This window comes from Brachybacterium hainanense (genome assembly GCF_042434575.1).
In the GTDB taxonomy this organism is placed as follows: Bacteria; Actinomycetota; Actinomycetes; order Actinomycetales; family Dermabacteraceae; genus Brachybacterium; species Brachybacterium hainanense.
On sequence record NZ_JBHLSV010000001.1, the window covers coordinates 291,990 to 303,977 of the forward strand.

Sequence of the window (11,988 nt, forward strand, 5' to 3'; positions counted from 1 at the left end):
GATGACCTCCGCTCCCCCGATCGCTGCGCCCGGGACGGCCGGGTCCCCGCGCCCCGGCCGCCGCGTGCAGTCCCATGCCGAGCCCGTGCAGCTCTCCCACGTGCTGTTCGCCGCCCCGGCCCTGCTGTTCTTCGGCGTGTTCGCACTGCTCCCGCTCGTCGGCGTCGTCGTCCTGTCCTTCACCTCGTGGAACGGGATCGGCGCGATCGAGTTCACCGGCCTCACCAGCTGGAAGGACGCGCTGACCCGCTCCTCGACCTGGCACGGCCTGTGGCTCGTGCTGCTGATGATCGTCGCGACCTGGTTGCTGCAGACACCGCTGAGCATCCTGCTGGGTACCTTCCTGGCCGGCCAGCAGCGCTACCGCAACGTGCTCGCGATCCTGTACTTCCTGCCGCTCCTGCTGTCCTCCGCGGCCATCGCGATCACCTTCAAGTCGCTGCTGGACCCGAACTTCGGCCTCGCAGCCGGGCTGAATCTTCCCTTCCTCAAGCAGAACTGGCTGGGCGACTCGACGCTCGTGTGGGGCGTGCTGCTGTTCATCATCGCCTGGCAGTTCATCCCCTTCCACACGCTCATCTACCAGGGTGCGGTCCGCCAGCTGCCCGCCTCCATGTTCGAGGCCGCGCAGATCGACGGCGCCGGCCGGGTGCGGCAGTTCTTCTCCATCACCCTGCCGCAGCTGAAGTTCACGATCGTCACGAGCTCGACGCTCATGGTCGTGGGCGCCCTGACCTACTTCGACATCATCTTCGTCCTCACCCAGGGCGGGCCCGGCGTCTCCACCCGGATCCTGCCGCTGGACATGTACCTCACCGGCTTCCGCGGCAACGAGATGGGCGTGGCCAGCTGCCTCGCGGTCATGCTCGTGGTGATCGGGCTGGGGCTCGCCCTGGGCGTGCAGCGCCTGGGCGGCAAGGACACGACCTCGAGCCAGATGGAAGGAGCCTGAGATGAAGGCGAGCAAGAACTGGCTCGGAGGAGCCTTCGGCTGGATATGGCTGCTCATCGTGCTGCTGCCGATCTACTTCGTCGCCATCACGAGCCTCAAGTCGATCAGCACCTATTTCGGCTCCAACCCGGTCCTGCCCTCGCTGCCGCTGGCGATCGAGAACTTCACGGCGGTGCTCGAGGCCGACTTCGGGATGTACCTGGTCAACAGCGTGCTGGTGTCCCTGGGCACCGTCGTGCCGCTCGTGCTCATGGCGTTCATGGCCTCGTACGCGATCGTCCGCGGGGCACCGCGCCTGTTCGGTCCTGTGCGCAGCCTCTTCCTGCTGGGCCTCGCGATCCCGGTGCAGGCGACCATCGTCCCCGTGTACCTGCTGATCATCCGCATGCACATGTACGACTCGCTCGTGGCCCTCATGCTGCCGGGCATCGCCTTCGGCCTGCCGCTGTCGATCCTCATCATCGCCAACTCGCTGCGGGACGTGCCCAAGGAGCTGTTCGAGGCGATGGACATCGACGGCTGCACCGAGTGGCAGAAGATGTGGCGCCTCGCGATGCCGATGACCCAGCCCGCGATGGTCACCGTCGCGGTGTACCAGGCTCTCATGTCGTGGAACGGATTCCTGTTCCCGCTGATTCTGACGCAGAGTCCTGACAGGAGGACGCTGCCGCTGGCACTGTGGTCGTTCCAGGGCGAGTACGCCACCAACGTGCCCGTCGTCATGGCCGCCGTCGTCCTCTCGTCGATCCCGATCGTCGTCCTGTACGCCTTCGGCCGCCGGTACCTGGTCAGCGGCATGACCGCCGGCGCCGGCAAATAAGTCCCCGATCCTCCGCTCCGGCGCGGAGGAGGAAGCGAGACCCCGTGAGCTCCCCGAGCCCCGTCCCCAGCACCTCTCCCACCCCGGCCGACCGGAAGCCCGCCCTGCGCGTGGGCATGATCGGCTACGGCTTCATGGGCGCCGCGCACTCGCATGCGTGGCGTTCCGCCCACCGCTTCTTCGACCTGCCGCTGCACCCCGAGCTGCGCACCCTCGCCGGTCGCAGCCCGGAGGCCCTCGCGGAGGCGGCCGCCCGCTACGGCTTCGCGCAGACCACGACCCGCTGGCAGGACGTGATCGAGGATCCGGAGATCGACGTCGTCGACATCTGCACCCCCGGCGACACCCATCACGAGATCGCGCTCGCGGCGCTGCGCGCGGGCAAGCACGTGCTGTGCGAGAAGCCGCTGGCGAACTCCGTCGAGGAATGCGAGGAGCTCGCAGCCGCCGCGGAGGAGGCCCGCTCGCGCGGCGTCCGCTCGATCTGCGGCTTCTCCTACCGCCGCACTCCGGCGCTCGCCTACGCCCGGCAGCTCGTGGCGGACGGCGCGATCGGCGAGATCCGCCAGGTCCGCGCCCAGTACCTGCAGGACTGGCTGTCCGACGCCGATGCGCCGATGACCTGGCGGCTGCAGAAGGACAAGGCCGGCTCCGGGGCGCTCGGCGACATCGGCGCGCACATCATCGATCTGGCCCAGTGGATCACCGGGACCGACATCGAGGGCGTCTCCGGGACCCTGCAGACGGTCGTGCCGACCCGGCCGGCCGCGGGCGCCATGCAGGGACTGGGTGGCAAGGGGGACACCAGCGGCGAGCGCCAGGAGGTCACCGTCGACGACGTCGCCCTGTTCTCGGTCCGCTTCGCCGGGGGCGTCCTCGGCTCCTTCGAAGCGAGCCGCATGGCGCAGGGACGCAAGAACGCGATGCGCATCGAGGTCAGCGGCTCCCAGGGCGCGGTCGCCTTCGACTTCGAGCGGATGAACGAGCTCGAGGTCTACGACGCGAAGGCGCCCGCCGGGCGGCAGGGGTTCACCCGCGTGCTCACCACCGAGCCGGAGCATCCCTACGCCGCGGCCTGGTGGCCCACCGGCCACGGCCTCGGCTACGAGCACACCTTCACGCACGAGGTCGCCGATCTGGTCCGCGCGATCGGCGAGGAGTCGGATCCCTCGCCGTCCTTCGAGGAGGCGCTGCAGGTCCAGCGCGTCCTCGCCGCCGTCGAGGCGAGCGCGGCCGATGCGAGCCGCTGGGTCGGGCTGCCCGGCCGCAGCGCATGAGCGCCGCGCACCGCGAGGGCCCGCCCGTCCGCGCGGCCCTGACCGCATCCACCCCGCACACCGTCCACGCCGCAGGAGGCACCCGATGACCGAAGCCACGCCCCCCACCCGCACCGCCCTCGTCGTCCGCGGAGGCTGGGACGGGCACCAGCCCGTCGAGGCGACGAACCTGTTCATCCCCTTCCTGGAGGAGAACGGCTTCACCGTCCGCATCGAGGAGTCCCCGGCGGTCTACGCCGATGCGGACTACATGGCGACGGTGGACCTGATCGTCCAGTGCAACACGATGAACACCATCGAGCGCCCCCAGTTCGAGGGGCTGCGGGCGGCGATCGAGGCGGGCACGGGCATGGCCGGATGGCACGGCGGCATCGCCGACAGCTACCGCAACGAGTCGGACTACCTGACCCTGATCGGCGGGCAGTTCGGCTGCCACCCCGGCAAGCACCCCGATGAGCGCACCGGCGAGCAGTCCGACAACTACGTCCCCTACACCGTGACCATGCTGCCCGAGGCCGCCGATCACCCGATCACCCGGGGCATCGACGACTTCGACCTGGTCACCGAGCAGTACTGGGTGCTCTCCGACGACTACATCGACGTCCTGGCCACCACCACCCAAAAGGTGCGGGAGTGGGATCCGTGGCACCGGCCCGTGACCTCCCCGGCGATCTGGACGCGCCAGTGGGGGAAGGGCCGCATCTTCGTGTCCACGCCCGGTCACCGCGTCGAGGTCCTCGAGGACCCCAATGTCCGCACCATCATCGAGCGCGGGATGCTCTGGGCCGCCCGCGACGCCGCCTGATCGGGTCATCCCCCATCTTCTGATCATCTACCCCTCGAAGGAGAACGCACCCATGCGCATCGGCATGATCGGCTGCGGAAACATCAGCGCGCAGTACCTGGCGACCTTCCCCGTCCTCCCGGACGTGGAGCTCGTCGCCGTCGCGGACATCGACCTCGAACGGGCCCGGGCGGTCGCCGGGGAGCATGAGGGCGTGCGCGCCCTGACGGTGGACGAGCTGCTCGCCGATCCGGCGGTGGACACCGTCCTGAACCTCACCATCCCGGCCGCCCACGCGGAGGTCGACCGCCGGGCGATCGCCGCGGGGAAGAACGTCTATGCGGAGAAGCCCTTCGCGGTGGAGACGGCCGACGGGGCCGCGGTCCTCGAGGCCGCGGCCGCGGCGGGGGTGCTCGTCGGCAGCGCCCCGGACACGGTGCTCGGCGTGGGCACGCAGACGGCGCGTGCCGCGATCGACCAGGGGCTGATCGGTGCGCCCGTCGCGGCGACCGCCACCATGCTCACTCCCGGGCACGAGCGCTGGCACCCGAACCCGGACTTCTACTACGCCCCGGGCGGCGGGCCGCTGCTGGACATGGGCCCGTACTACATCCACTCCCTGGTGACGCTGCTGGGCCCGGTCTCCGCCGTGATCGGCGCCGCGAGCCGCTCGCGGGAGGAGCGCACCATCGGCTCGGGCCCTCGCGAGGGCGAGAGCATCCCGGTCACGATCGACACGCACATCACGGGCGTGCTCGTGCATGAGTCCGGGGTCCTCTCGACGCTCGTCATGAGCTTCGACGCGGTCGCGACCGCCGCGCATCCCATCGAGGTGCACGGCACCGAGGGCTCTCTCGCGGTCCCCGATCCCAACCGCTTCGACGGCGAGGTGTCCGTGCACCGCCTGGGCGGGGAGGGCTGGGAGGCCGTCCCGGAGCAGGCCGGGTACGTCGGCGCCGGGCGCGGGATCGGTCTGCAGGACATGGCGACCCGCGGCGAGGAGCTGCGCGCGAGCGGGGCGCTGGGCCAGCACGCCCTCGAGGTGATGAACGCGGTGCTCGAGGCCTCGCGGACGGGGGCCCGCGTCGAGATCGCGAGCACCGTGGCGCGGCCCGAGGCGGTCGCACATGCGGATGTGCGCGTGGGCGAGGCGAGCGTCGGAGGCTGAGCACCCGCGGCCGATGCGCGGACGCATCGGGCTCTGCGACGTGCGTGCCGGTTCCCATTTCGGATACCGGCGCGCACGTCGCGGCGAGGGTCCCGAGGGTCGCCCGAGCACCGCGGCCGGCTGCGCGGATCCACCGTCCTCGGCGCCCTTTCTCGTATGCTCCCGGCCATCCGTCCGGAATTTCTCGCCGGAGCTGCGCATGCGACACAATGACGGGGATCGGGCCGATCCGGCGATCGCGCCCGCGCCACGGCGACGCCTTTCCTCCGGACCGGCCCGCCAGACAGGAATCGCAGCATGGCCACGATGACCGATATCGCCCGGGAGGCCGGCGTCTCCCTGAGCACGGTCAGCTATGCCCTGAGCGGGAAGCGCCCCATCTCCGAGGCGACCCGCGAGCGCATCCAGAGCGCCATCGACCGCCTGCAGTACCACCCCACCGCGAGCGCACGGGCTCTCGCGACCCAGCGCACCTCCCTGCTCGGCCTGGCCGTCCCTCAGCGCGAGGACGTGGACGCACACGTCATCATGGAGTTCGTGAGCTCGATCCTCACCGCTTCGCACGAGCAGGACTACGACCTCCTCCTCGTCGCGGCGGAGGACCATGCCCGCACCCAGCGCGTGGTCGACGAGGGCAAGGTCGATGCGCTGATCGTCATGGATCTGATCGAGGGCGACCCCCGCATCCCCTCCCTCGCGCGGCTGCCGCGACCGGTCGTCCTCATCGGGTATCCGCAGGATTCCGGGGGGCTGGCCTGCGTGGACTTCGACTTCCTCTCCGGGGCGATGGCGGCGGTGCGCGAGCTGCACGCCCGTGGCTCGAGGCGCATCGCCATGCTGACCTCTCCCGCCTCGACCGCGCGGCCCGCCCCCACGTATGCGCGTCGATCCCGTCTGGGGTACACGATGGCGTGCACCGAGCTCGGCCTCGCCCCGAGGATCATCGAGGTCCCCCGCGACCCGGAGTCGATCGGCGCCTTCGTGCGCGAGCATCTGGTGGAGTCGCAGGACATCGACGGCCTCTACGTCCACCACGAGCCGGCGCTCGCCCACCTGGGTCGCGCTTTCGCCGCCCTGGGCATCTCCTGCCCTCAGGACGTGCAGGTCATCGCGATCGCTCCGGATGATGTCGCCGTGAGCGGACCCTGGGACGTGTCCTCGGTGCAGCTGCCCATCTCGAGCATCGGCCGCACCGCGGTCTCGATGCTGCTCGAGCTGCTGGGCGACCCGGCGATCCCGCCGCACTCGCGCCTGCTGAGCCCCGTGCTCATCCCCCGCGCCACGACCCGGGCCTGAGGCGCCCCGCTCCGCCGACGCCGCGGGCCTCGCGAAACAGGACATCTCCTGGTTCGCGAGGCCCGCGGAGCCGCCCCTCGGCGGCGGGGCACGGCGGCTGTCAGGACGCCTCGGCGATCGCGGCCTCGTGCATCTGGGCGATCTGGATGAGGTTGCCGCAGGTGTCGTCGAGGACGGCGACGCTCACCGTGCCGTAGTCCACCGGTTCCTGGGTGAAGCGCACGCCCAGGTCGCGCAGGCGGGCATGCTCCGCGACGACGTCCTCGACCTCGAACTGGGTCGCGGGGATGCCGTCCGCGACGAGGGCCTGCTTGTACGGCCCCACCGCGGGATGTCCGCTGGGCTCGAGCAGCAGCTCCGTGCCCTCCGGGTCCTCCGGGGACACGACCGTGAGCCAGCGCGCCTCCCCTGCGGGCAGGTCGTGCTTGACCACGAAGCCGAGCTTCTCGGTGTAGAACCTCAGGGCCTGCTCCTGGTCGTCCACGAACACGCTCGTGATGCCGATCCTCATGATGTCTCCTCCTGCTCCCGCTCCGGGCGCAGCCATCGGTCGATGATCTGCGCGAGCGGCGTCGTGTCCAGGGAGTGCACCTTCGTGCGGCCCTCCCGCCGGGCATGCACCAGGCCGGCCGACTCGAGCACCTCGAGGTGCTGCGAGATCGCCTGCCGCGAGGAGCTGAGCCCGTGCGTCATCGCCAGCCGTCCGCACAGCTCGAACAGGGTCTGCTCGCTGCGCAGCGTGAGCTCGTCGAGGATGATGCGCCGGGTGGGATCCGCCAGGGCCTTGAACACGTCCGCCACAGCGGGAACGATAGGCAAGCGATCACTTGCATGTCAAGAGGGTGAGGGATCACCCGAACTGGGCCAGCACCTCCTGGCGCAGCGCATCCTGCTCCTTCGCATTGGCCATGTCGACCTCGAGCACCTTCTGGTAGCCCAGGCCGTCCGCCGTGGTGCGCAGATCCTCGAGCAGGGCGTCGAACTCGGCCTGGTCCTTGGCGAAGGACATCTTCCACGAAGCCTCGACGATCACGGCCTTGACCTGGTTGCGGATCGTGGAGATCTCCGAGGAGTCCTCGGGGGCGACATAGCTGGCGCCGGGAGCGACGGCGAGCATGTCGCTGCTGCGCAGGTAGTCCATCGTCGTCGCCGCGCCGCCCATCCTCCCGGCCCAGTCCTCCGTGAGCGGATTCGCGGCGGTGGCCTGGTAGGTCTCCCACATCTTGTAGTTGTAGGGCGCACCGGTGTCCGGGTCCACGTCGTTGCCCAGGACCGTGGTGACGTTCAGCCAGGAGACGCCATCCGCGTAGGTGCCGCCGCCCCAGTCCTCGGGTACGGTGCCGCCGTCGCCCAGCAGCACCTGGCGGCCGAAGTCGTTCAGCGCAGGCTTGCCATCGGCGTCGAGATCCCAGGTCAGCCCCTTGGGACCCGCTGCGCCCATCGTCTGGCTCGAGTTCGCGTACACGCCCGGGGAGGAGTAGAGCCAGTCGATGAAGGCCGCGGTGCGCGCGGGGTCCTCCGCGTTCGCACCGACGCCGAAGACCTGCTGGCCGCCGTAGACCGACGCGCCGTAGGAGAAGATCTTCTGGTCCGCCAGCGGCGCGATCATGAAGCCCTTGCCCTCGGCCATGTTCTTCTCGGTGTTGTAGGCCGCCTGGCCCTGCCACGGCCAGAACGAGAACAGCACCTGTCCCGCCTGCATCTTCGAGAAGAGCGTGTCATAGTTCTGGGTCGTCGAATCCGGGTCGACGATTCCCATCTGGTTCGCGCCGAAGAACAGCTTGAGGACCCGCACGTACAGGCCGTCGGGATCGAGGATCGACTGGAAGTCGGAGCCGTCGGCCTTCGCGAGGACGAATCCGAGCTCGTCGTAGCCGTAGTAGCAGCATGGCTGCTTCGCGTTGTTCATGAAGTTGCCGTCCCAGTCCTTGAAGAGGGACAGGCCATAGGTCTTCTTGCCGTTCTCAGCGGTCGGCTGGGCGTCCTGCATCGCCTTGAGCACGGGCAGGAGGTCCTCCAGCGTGGGGATCTCGGGATAGCCCGCCTTGGCGTACAGATCCCAGCGGACGAAGGGCCCGAAGGTGGGGTCGATGCCCTCGCTGGGCTCGGACGGCTTGATCGTCGAGACCTGGGTGGGGATCGCGTAGATGCCGTCGAAGTCCTCGTTGACCTTCTGCACGGCCTCGTCGAAGCGAGCGGAGCTCGTCATGTTCGCGTACCAGCCGGAGATGTCCTGCAGCAGGCCGCCCTCGACGAGGTCGGTGAGCTTCTGCCCCTGGTCGGTGAGCACGAGGTCGCCCAGGTCCCCGGCGGAGACGCGCGTGTTGTAGAGGGTGTCGCCGCCGCCGGCGACGTTGGGGGCGATGACGTTCAGCGTCAGGTTGAACTCCGTCGAGACCAGATGCCCGAACCAGCCGGGCTGCTCGCCCATCTGGTTGGCGAGGCCGTCGAAGACGTCGACGGTGAGCGCATCGTCCCAGGAGGTCGGGAACGGCTCGGCGGGGCCGGAGCCTGCGCCCGTGTCACCGCCGGAGCAGGCGGTCAGGCCCAGGCCCGACAGGGTCAGGGTGAGGCCGCCCGTGAGCACGGAGCGGCGGCGGACGTCAGAGAGCATGTCTCCTCCTCGAGAACGATGGTGCACTGCGGGACGGGTGGTGATGCGGACGGGGCGGCGCTCAGCCCTTCACGGCGCCGAGCATGATGCCCTTGACGAAGTAGCGCTGGAACAGCGGATAGATGAACAGGATCGGGAGCACGACGACGACCGCGACGGTGGTGCGGATCGACGTGGCCGTCTGCTGGGTGGCGGCGCCCGCGATGGCCCCCAGGTTGCCGCCGGACTGCTGGGCGGCCTGGGCGAGGGAGTCCGCCTGGTTGATGTACATGTAGAGCAGGAACTGGAGCGTGTAGAGGCTCTGATCGGTGATGTACATGAGCGTGTCCTGGAAGCTGTTCCACTGCGTGACCGCGGAGAAGATCGCGATCGTGGCGAGGATCGGCGTCATGTTGGGCAGGTAGATCCGGAAGAACACCTGGATCAGGTTCGCGCCGTCCATCTCCGCGGCCTCCTGCAGCTCCGAGGGCATCCCTTCGACGAAGGTCTTCACGAGGATGATGTTGAAGGGCTGCACCACGAGCGGGAGGATGTAGACGAGGAAGTTGTTCGTCAGGCCCAGGTTCTTCATGATGATGAAGACCGGGATGATGCCGGCGTTGAAGTACATCGTGATGACGACCAGGCGGTACCACAGCTGACGCTTCCACAGGCGCTGCTGGGTGAACATGAAGCCCAGGTACGCGGAGGCGAGGACTGTCGCGGCCGTGCCGATGACGGTGCGGGCGATCGACACCGCGGCAGCGGTGGTGAGGCCCTGCAGGTGAAGGACCTGCCCGTAGTTGCCGAGGTGGATCCCCGAGGGCAGCCACCGGATATCGCCGAGGGCGGAGAGGTCGTTCGCGCTGATCGAGTTGATGATCAGGTAATAGAACGGATACCCGCACACGAAGGCGAGGGCCGCGAACACCAGGCAGTTGAGGATCGAGAAGGAGATGTCGCCCTTCTCGCGGCGCATGCGGCGCCGGGCGGCGGGGGAGCTGGCGAGGGTGGTGGTCATCGGGGCTCCTCAGATGAGCGACGTGCCGCGGACGCGCTTGGACAGGGTGTTGACGCTCAGCAGCAGGATCACGGAGATGAGGCTCTTCAGCATCGAGATCGCGGTCGCGAGGGACAGGTTGTTCCCGGTCATGCCGACGTTGTAGACATACAGGTCCAGGACCTGGATCGTCTCCTTGTTGAAGGCGTTCTGGAAGACGTAGTACTGCTCCATCCCGTTGTTGAGGATGTTCGCGATCGACAGCATGAGCAGGACGAAGAAGGTGGGCATGAGCTGCGGAAGGGTGATGTGGCGCATGATCGTGAAGCGCCCGGCGCCGTCCATGCGGGCCGACTCGTACAGCGACTGGTCGACGCTCGCGATCGCGGCGAGGTAGAGGATCGCGCCCCAGCCGACGGTCTTCCAGATGCCCCAGATCGTCATCTTCAGCCAGACGTGGTCGGAGCTGTCGAGGAAGGAGATCGGCTCGGAGATCAGGCCGATGTTCTGCAGGAGGCTGTTGACCATGCCGGTGCTCGAGAACATCGAGAAGGCGATCATGTACACGAGCACCCACGAGATGAAGTTGGGAAGCGTCGTGAGGGTCTGGACGATGTTCTTGAACCACGTCGCCCGGATCTCGTTGAGGAACAGCGCGAATCCGAGCGGCAGCACGGAGGCCGCGATGCCCAGGAAGCTCATGGCGAGCGTGTTCAGCATGACCTGGACGATCTGCTGGACCTGGGTGGGCGAGCCGACGAGCATGCGGAACCACTGCAGGCCCACGAACTCCGAGCCGGAGAGCCCCCGGGCAGGGCGGTAGTCCCACAGCGAGTAGATCCAGCCGTACAGCGGCAGATAGCTGAAGAGGAACACGAGCACGAGGAAGGGCACGATGCTCAGGAACAGGCCGACGGACTGCCGGCGCGCCGCAGCGCTGCGCGCCGGGCCGCGTCCGCCCTCCGCCTCCCGGCCCGCACGGCGGCGCCTCGTCGGGGTTCCGCCCGGATCGGCGGGGCCGCCGGTCCCGCTCGTGTCGATGTTCACCGGAGCCGCCACGTCGCCCGCCCTCTCTCGGGAGCGCCCTCCCGGGCCCTCGATCCTGGTCCTGCCATGCGTGCCCCTCGTCGGGTCGAACCCGGCGCCGCAGGGGCACCGGCATGCCAGTTTGTTAGGGCCCGACACTAAGCCGGGGAGGACGGTCGGTCAAGTATTTCTCCGAAGCGCTTCGATACCGTTGCGAAGCCGTGACCCGGCCCGAGCGGACCATGCGCGGGTGCGGATCGACCATGCGGGACGAGGGCCGATCCTGCAAGGGCACGGCCCGAGCGCGCCGCTCAGGAGTCGGCGTCGCTGCGATATCGGGCGTGGACCGGGCGCAGCAGGAGCGCCATGAGATAGGCGCCGACGGCACAGCCGATCGTCACGGCGAGCCACCCGAGCACCGGCATCGCGAGGACCAGGCTGACTCCGGTCACAGGGATGAGCACGAGCCCCGCGGAGCGCAGCGGCTCCGCGCCCACCAGCAGCACCGCATTGCGGACAGTGCGCCCGACCCCGGCACGGAACGCCGCGACCAGGGCGAGCGCATGGATGAGCGCAGCCAGCACCACGACCGCGCCGAGCATCGCGAGGATGCTCGCGAGCAGCGAGATCAGCGAGTCCAGGGCGATCCAGAAGCGCGCCGCCAGGAGCAGGGCGAGCAGCGGCAGCCCGAGCACGAGCAGCACCCCCGTCCCGCGCACGAGGTTGCGGCCGAGGGCGCGCAGGTAGTCGGTCGCCGGATAGCCGCGCTCCTGGTCCGCGAAGCGCAGCATCACCTCGAGCAGGGCGCTCCCCGCCGCACCGAGGGTGATCACCGGAAGGCAGCTGAGCACGAAGAGCACGTTCAGCGCGACGAGGGCGAGGAAGGTGCGCAGGCCGTGCATCACGGTGCTGTCGGGGTCGAAGCCGCGGAAGCTGTCCATCCGGGAAGTGTGGCACGACGGAGGCCCGACCGCGGCACCTCATCACCCCTAGCGCTTGTCGAAGCGATTCGATACGCTGGCCCGAGCCATGCGCCGCCGCGCTCCTCGCGCCAGACCGGCGGCGCCCGCGG

General features: G+C 69.1%; 12 protein-coding genes. 6 read left to right on the forward strand and 6 right to left on the reverse strand.

Going from position 1 to position 11,988, the window contains the following annotated elements:
- Position 1 precedes the first annotated feature (1 nt).
- The 6 genes from ACFFF6_RS01340 (at position 2) to ACFFF6_RS01365 (ending at position 6,297) form a co-directional block, all read left to right on the forward strand.
- The gene (locus ACFFF6_RS01340) at positions 2-952 is read left to right on the forward strand and encodes a carbohydrate ABC transporter permease (RefSeq protein WP_376977492.1); all 951 of its coding nucleotides are present in this window, start codon (positions 2-4) and stop codon (positions 950-952) included.
- 1 nt (position 953) lies between these two features.
- The gene (locus ACFFF6_RS01345) at positions 954-1,772 is read left to right on the forward strand and encodes a carbohydrate ABC transporter permease (RefSeq protein WP_376977494.1); all 819 of its coding nucleotides are present in this window, start codon (positions 954-956) and stop codon (positions 1,770-1,772) included.
- A gap of 116 nt (positions 1,773-1,888) precedes the next feature.
- Positions 1,889-3,049, forward strand: a complete 1,161-nt coding sequence (locus ACFFF6_RS01350) for a Gfo/Idh/MocA family protein (RefSeq protein WP_376977562.1) — start codon at positions 1,889-1,891, stop codon at positions 3,047-3,049.
- 85 nt (positions 3,050-3,134) lie between these two features.
- Positions 3,135-3,854 (forward strand): ThuA domain-containing protein, encoded by a 720-nt coding sequence (locus tag ACFFF6_RS01355; RefSeq protein ID WP_376977496.1) that lies wholly within the window; start codon positions 3,135-3,137, stop codon positions 3,852-3,854.
- 52 nt (positions 3,855-3,906) lie between these two features.
- Positions 3,907-5,001, forward strand: a complete 1,095-nt coding sequence (locus ACFFF6_RS01360; protein WP_376977498.1) for a Gfo/Idh/MocA family protein — start codon at positions 3,907-3,909, stop codon at positions 4,999-5,001.
- A 306-nt stretch (positions 5,002-5,307) separates the two neighbouring features.
- Positions 5,308-6,297: a LacI family DNA-binding transcriptional regulator gene (locus tag ACFFF6_RS01365; protein ID WP_376977500.1), complete on the forward strand. Its 990-nt coding sequence runs from the start codon at positions 5,308-5,310 to the stop codon at positions 6,295-6,297.
- 100 nt (positions 6,298-6,397) lie between these two features.
- On the opposite strand, the gene ACFFF6_RS01370 is transcribed toward ACFFF6_RS01365, so the two are convergent.
- From ACFFF6_RS01370 to ACFFF6_RS01395, 6 genes are all read right to left on the reverse strand, one after another.
- Positions 6,398-6,808 (reverse strand): VOC family protein, encoded by a 411-nt coding sequence (locus ACFFF6_RS01370; protein WP_376977501.1) that lies wholly within the window; start codon positions 6,806-6,808, stop codon positions 6,398-6,400.
- A complete protein-coding gene (locus ACFFF6_RS01375; RefSeq protein WP_376977502.1) occupies positions 6,805-7,098 on the reverse strand; it encodes an ArsR/SmtB family transcription factor in 294 nt (97 codons plus the stop codon). The genes ACFFF6_RS01370 and ACFFF6_RS01375 overlap by 4 nt, the downstream gene beginning before the upstream one ends.
- Before the next feature lie 49 nt (positions 7,099-7,147).
- Complete coding sequence (locus ACFFF6_RS01380; RefSeq protein ID WP_376977504.1) at positions 7,148-8,911, reverse strand: type 2 periplasmic-binding domain-containing protein; 1,764 nt, start codon at positions 8,909-8,911, stop codon at positions 7,148-7,150.
- 61 nt (positions 8,912-8,972) lie between these two features.
- On the reverse strand, positions 8,973-9,911 hold the full coding sequence (locus ACFFF6_RS01385) for a carbohydrate ABC transporter permease (protein ID WP_376977506.1): 939 nt from the start codon (positions 9,909-9,911) through the stop codon (positions 8,973-8,975).
- A 9-nt stretch (positions 9,912-9,920) separates the two neighbouring features.
- Positions 9,921-10,937: an ABC transporter permease gene (locus ACFFF6_RS01390; RefSeq protein WP_376977508.1), complete on the reverse strand. Its 1,017-nt coding sequence runs from the start codon at positions 10,935-10,937 to the stop codon at positions 9,921-9,923.
- A gap of 290 nt (positions 10,938-11,227) precedes the next feature.
- Positions 11,228-11,857: a YesL family protein gene (locus ACFFF6_RS01395; RefSeq protein ID WP_376977510.1), complete on the reverse strand. Its 630-nt coding sequence runs from the start codon at positions 11,855-11,857 to the stop codon at positions 11,228-11,230.
- Positions 11,858-11,988 lie beyond the last annotated feature (131 nt).

Excerpts from the sequence above, each read along its gene's own strand:
- ACFFF6_RS01360 (WP_376977498.1), top strand. The coding sequence starts at position 3,907 with ATGCGCATCGGCATGATCGGCTGCGGAAACATCAGCGCGCAGTACCTG.
- ACFFF6_RS01350 (WP_376977562.1), top strand. The coding sequence starts at position 1,889 with ATGATCGGCTACGGCTTCATGGGCGCCGCGCACTCGCATGCGTGGCGT.
- ACFFF6_RS01380 (WP_376977504.1), bottom strand. The coding sequence starts at position 8,911 with ATGCTCTCTGACGTCCGCCGCCGCTCCGTGCTCACGGGCGGCCTCACC.
- ACFFF6_RS01395 (WP_376977510.1), bottom strand. The coding sequence starts at position 11,857 with ATGGACAGCTTCCGCGGCTTCGACCCCGACAGCACCGTGATGCACGGC.
- ACFFF6_RS01370 (WP_376977501.1), bottom strand. The coding sequence starts at position 6,808 with ATGAGGATCGGCATCACGAGCGTGTTCGTGGACGACCAGGAGCAGGCC.
- ACFFF6_RS01355 (WP_376977496.1), top strand. The coding sequence starts at position 3,135 with ATGACCGAAGCCACGCCCCCCACCCGCACCGCCCTCGTCGTCCGCGGA.
- ACFFF6_RS01340 (WP_376977492.1), top strand. The coding sequence starts at position 2 with ATGACCTCCGCTCCCCCGATCGCTGCGCCCGGGACGGCCGGGTCCCCG.
- ACFFF6_RS01365 (WP_376977500.1), top strand. The coding sequence starts at position 5,308 with ATGACCGATATCGCCCGGGAGGCCGGCGTCTCCCTGAGCACGGTCAGC.
- ACFFF6_RS01385 (WP_376977506.1), bottom strand. The coding sequence starts at position 9,911 with ATGACCACCACCCTCGCCAGCTCCCCCGCCGCCCGGCGCCGCATGCGC.
- ACFFF6_RS01345 (WP_376977494.1), top strand. The coding sequence starts at position 954 with ATGAAGGCGAGCAAGAACTGGCTCGGAGGAGCCTTCGGCTGGATATGG.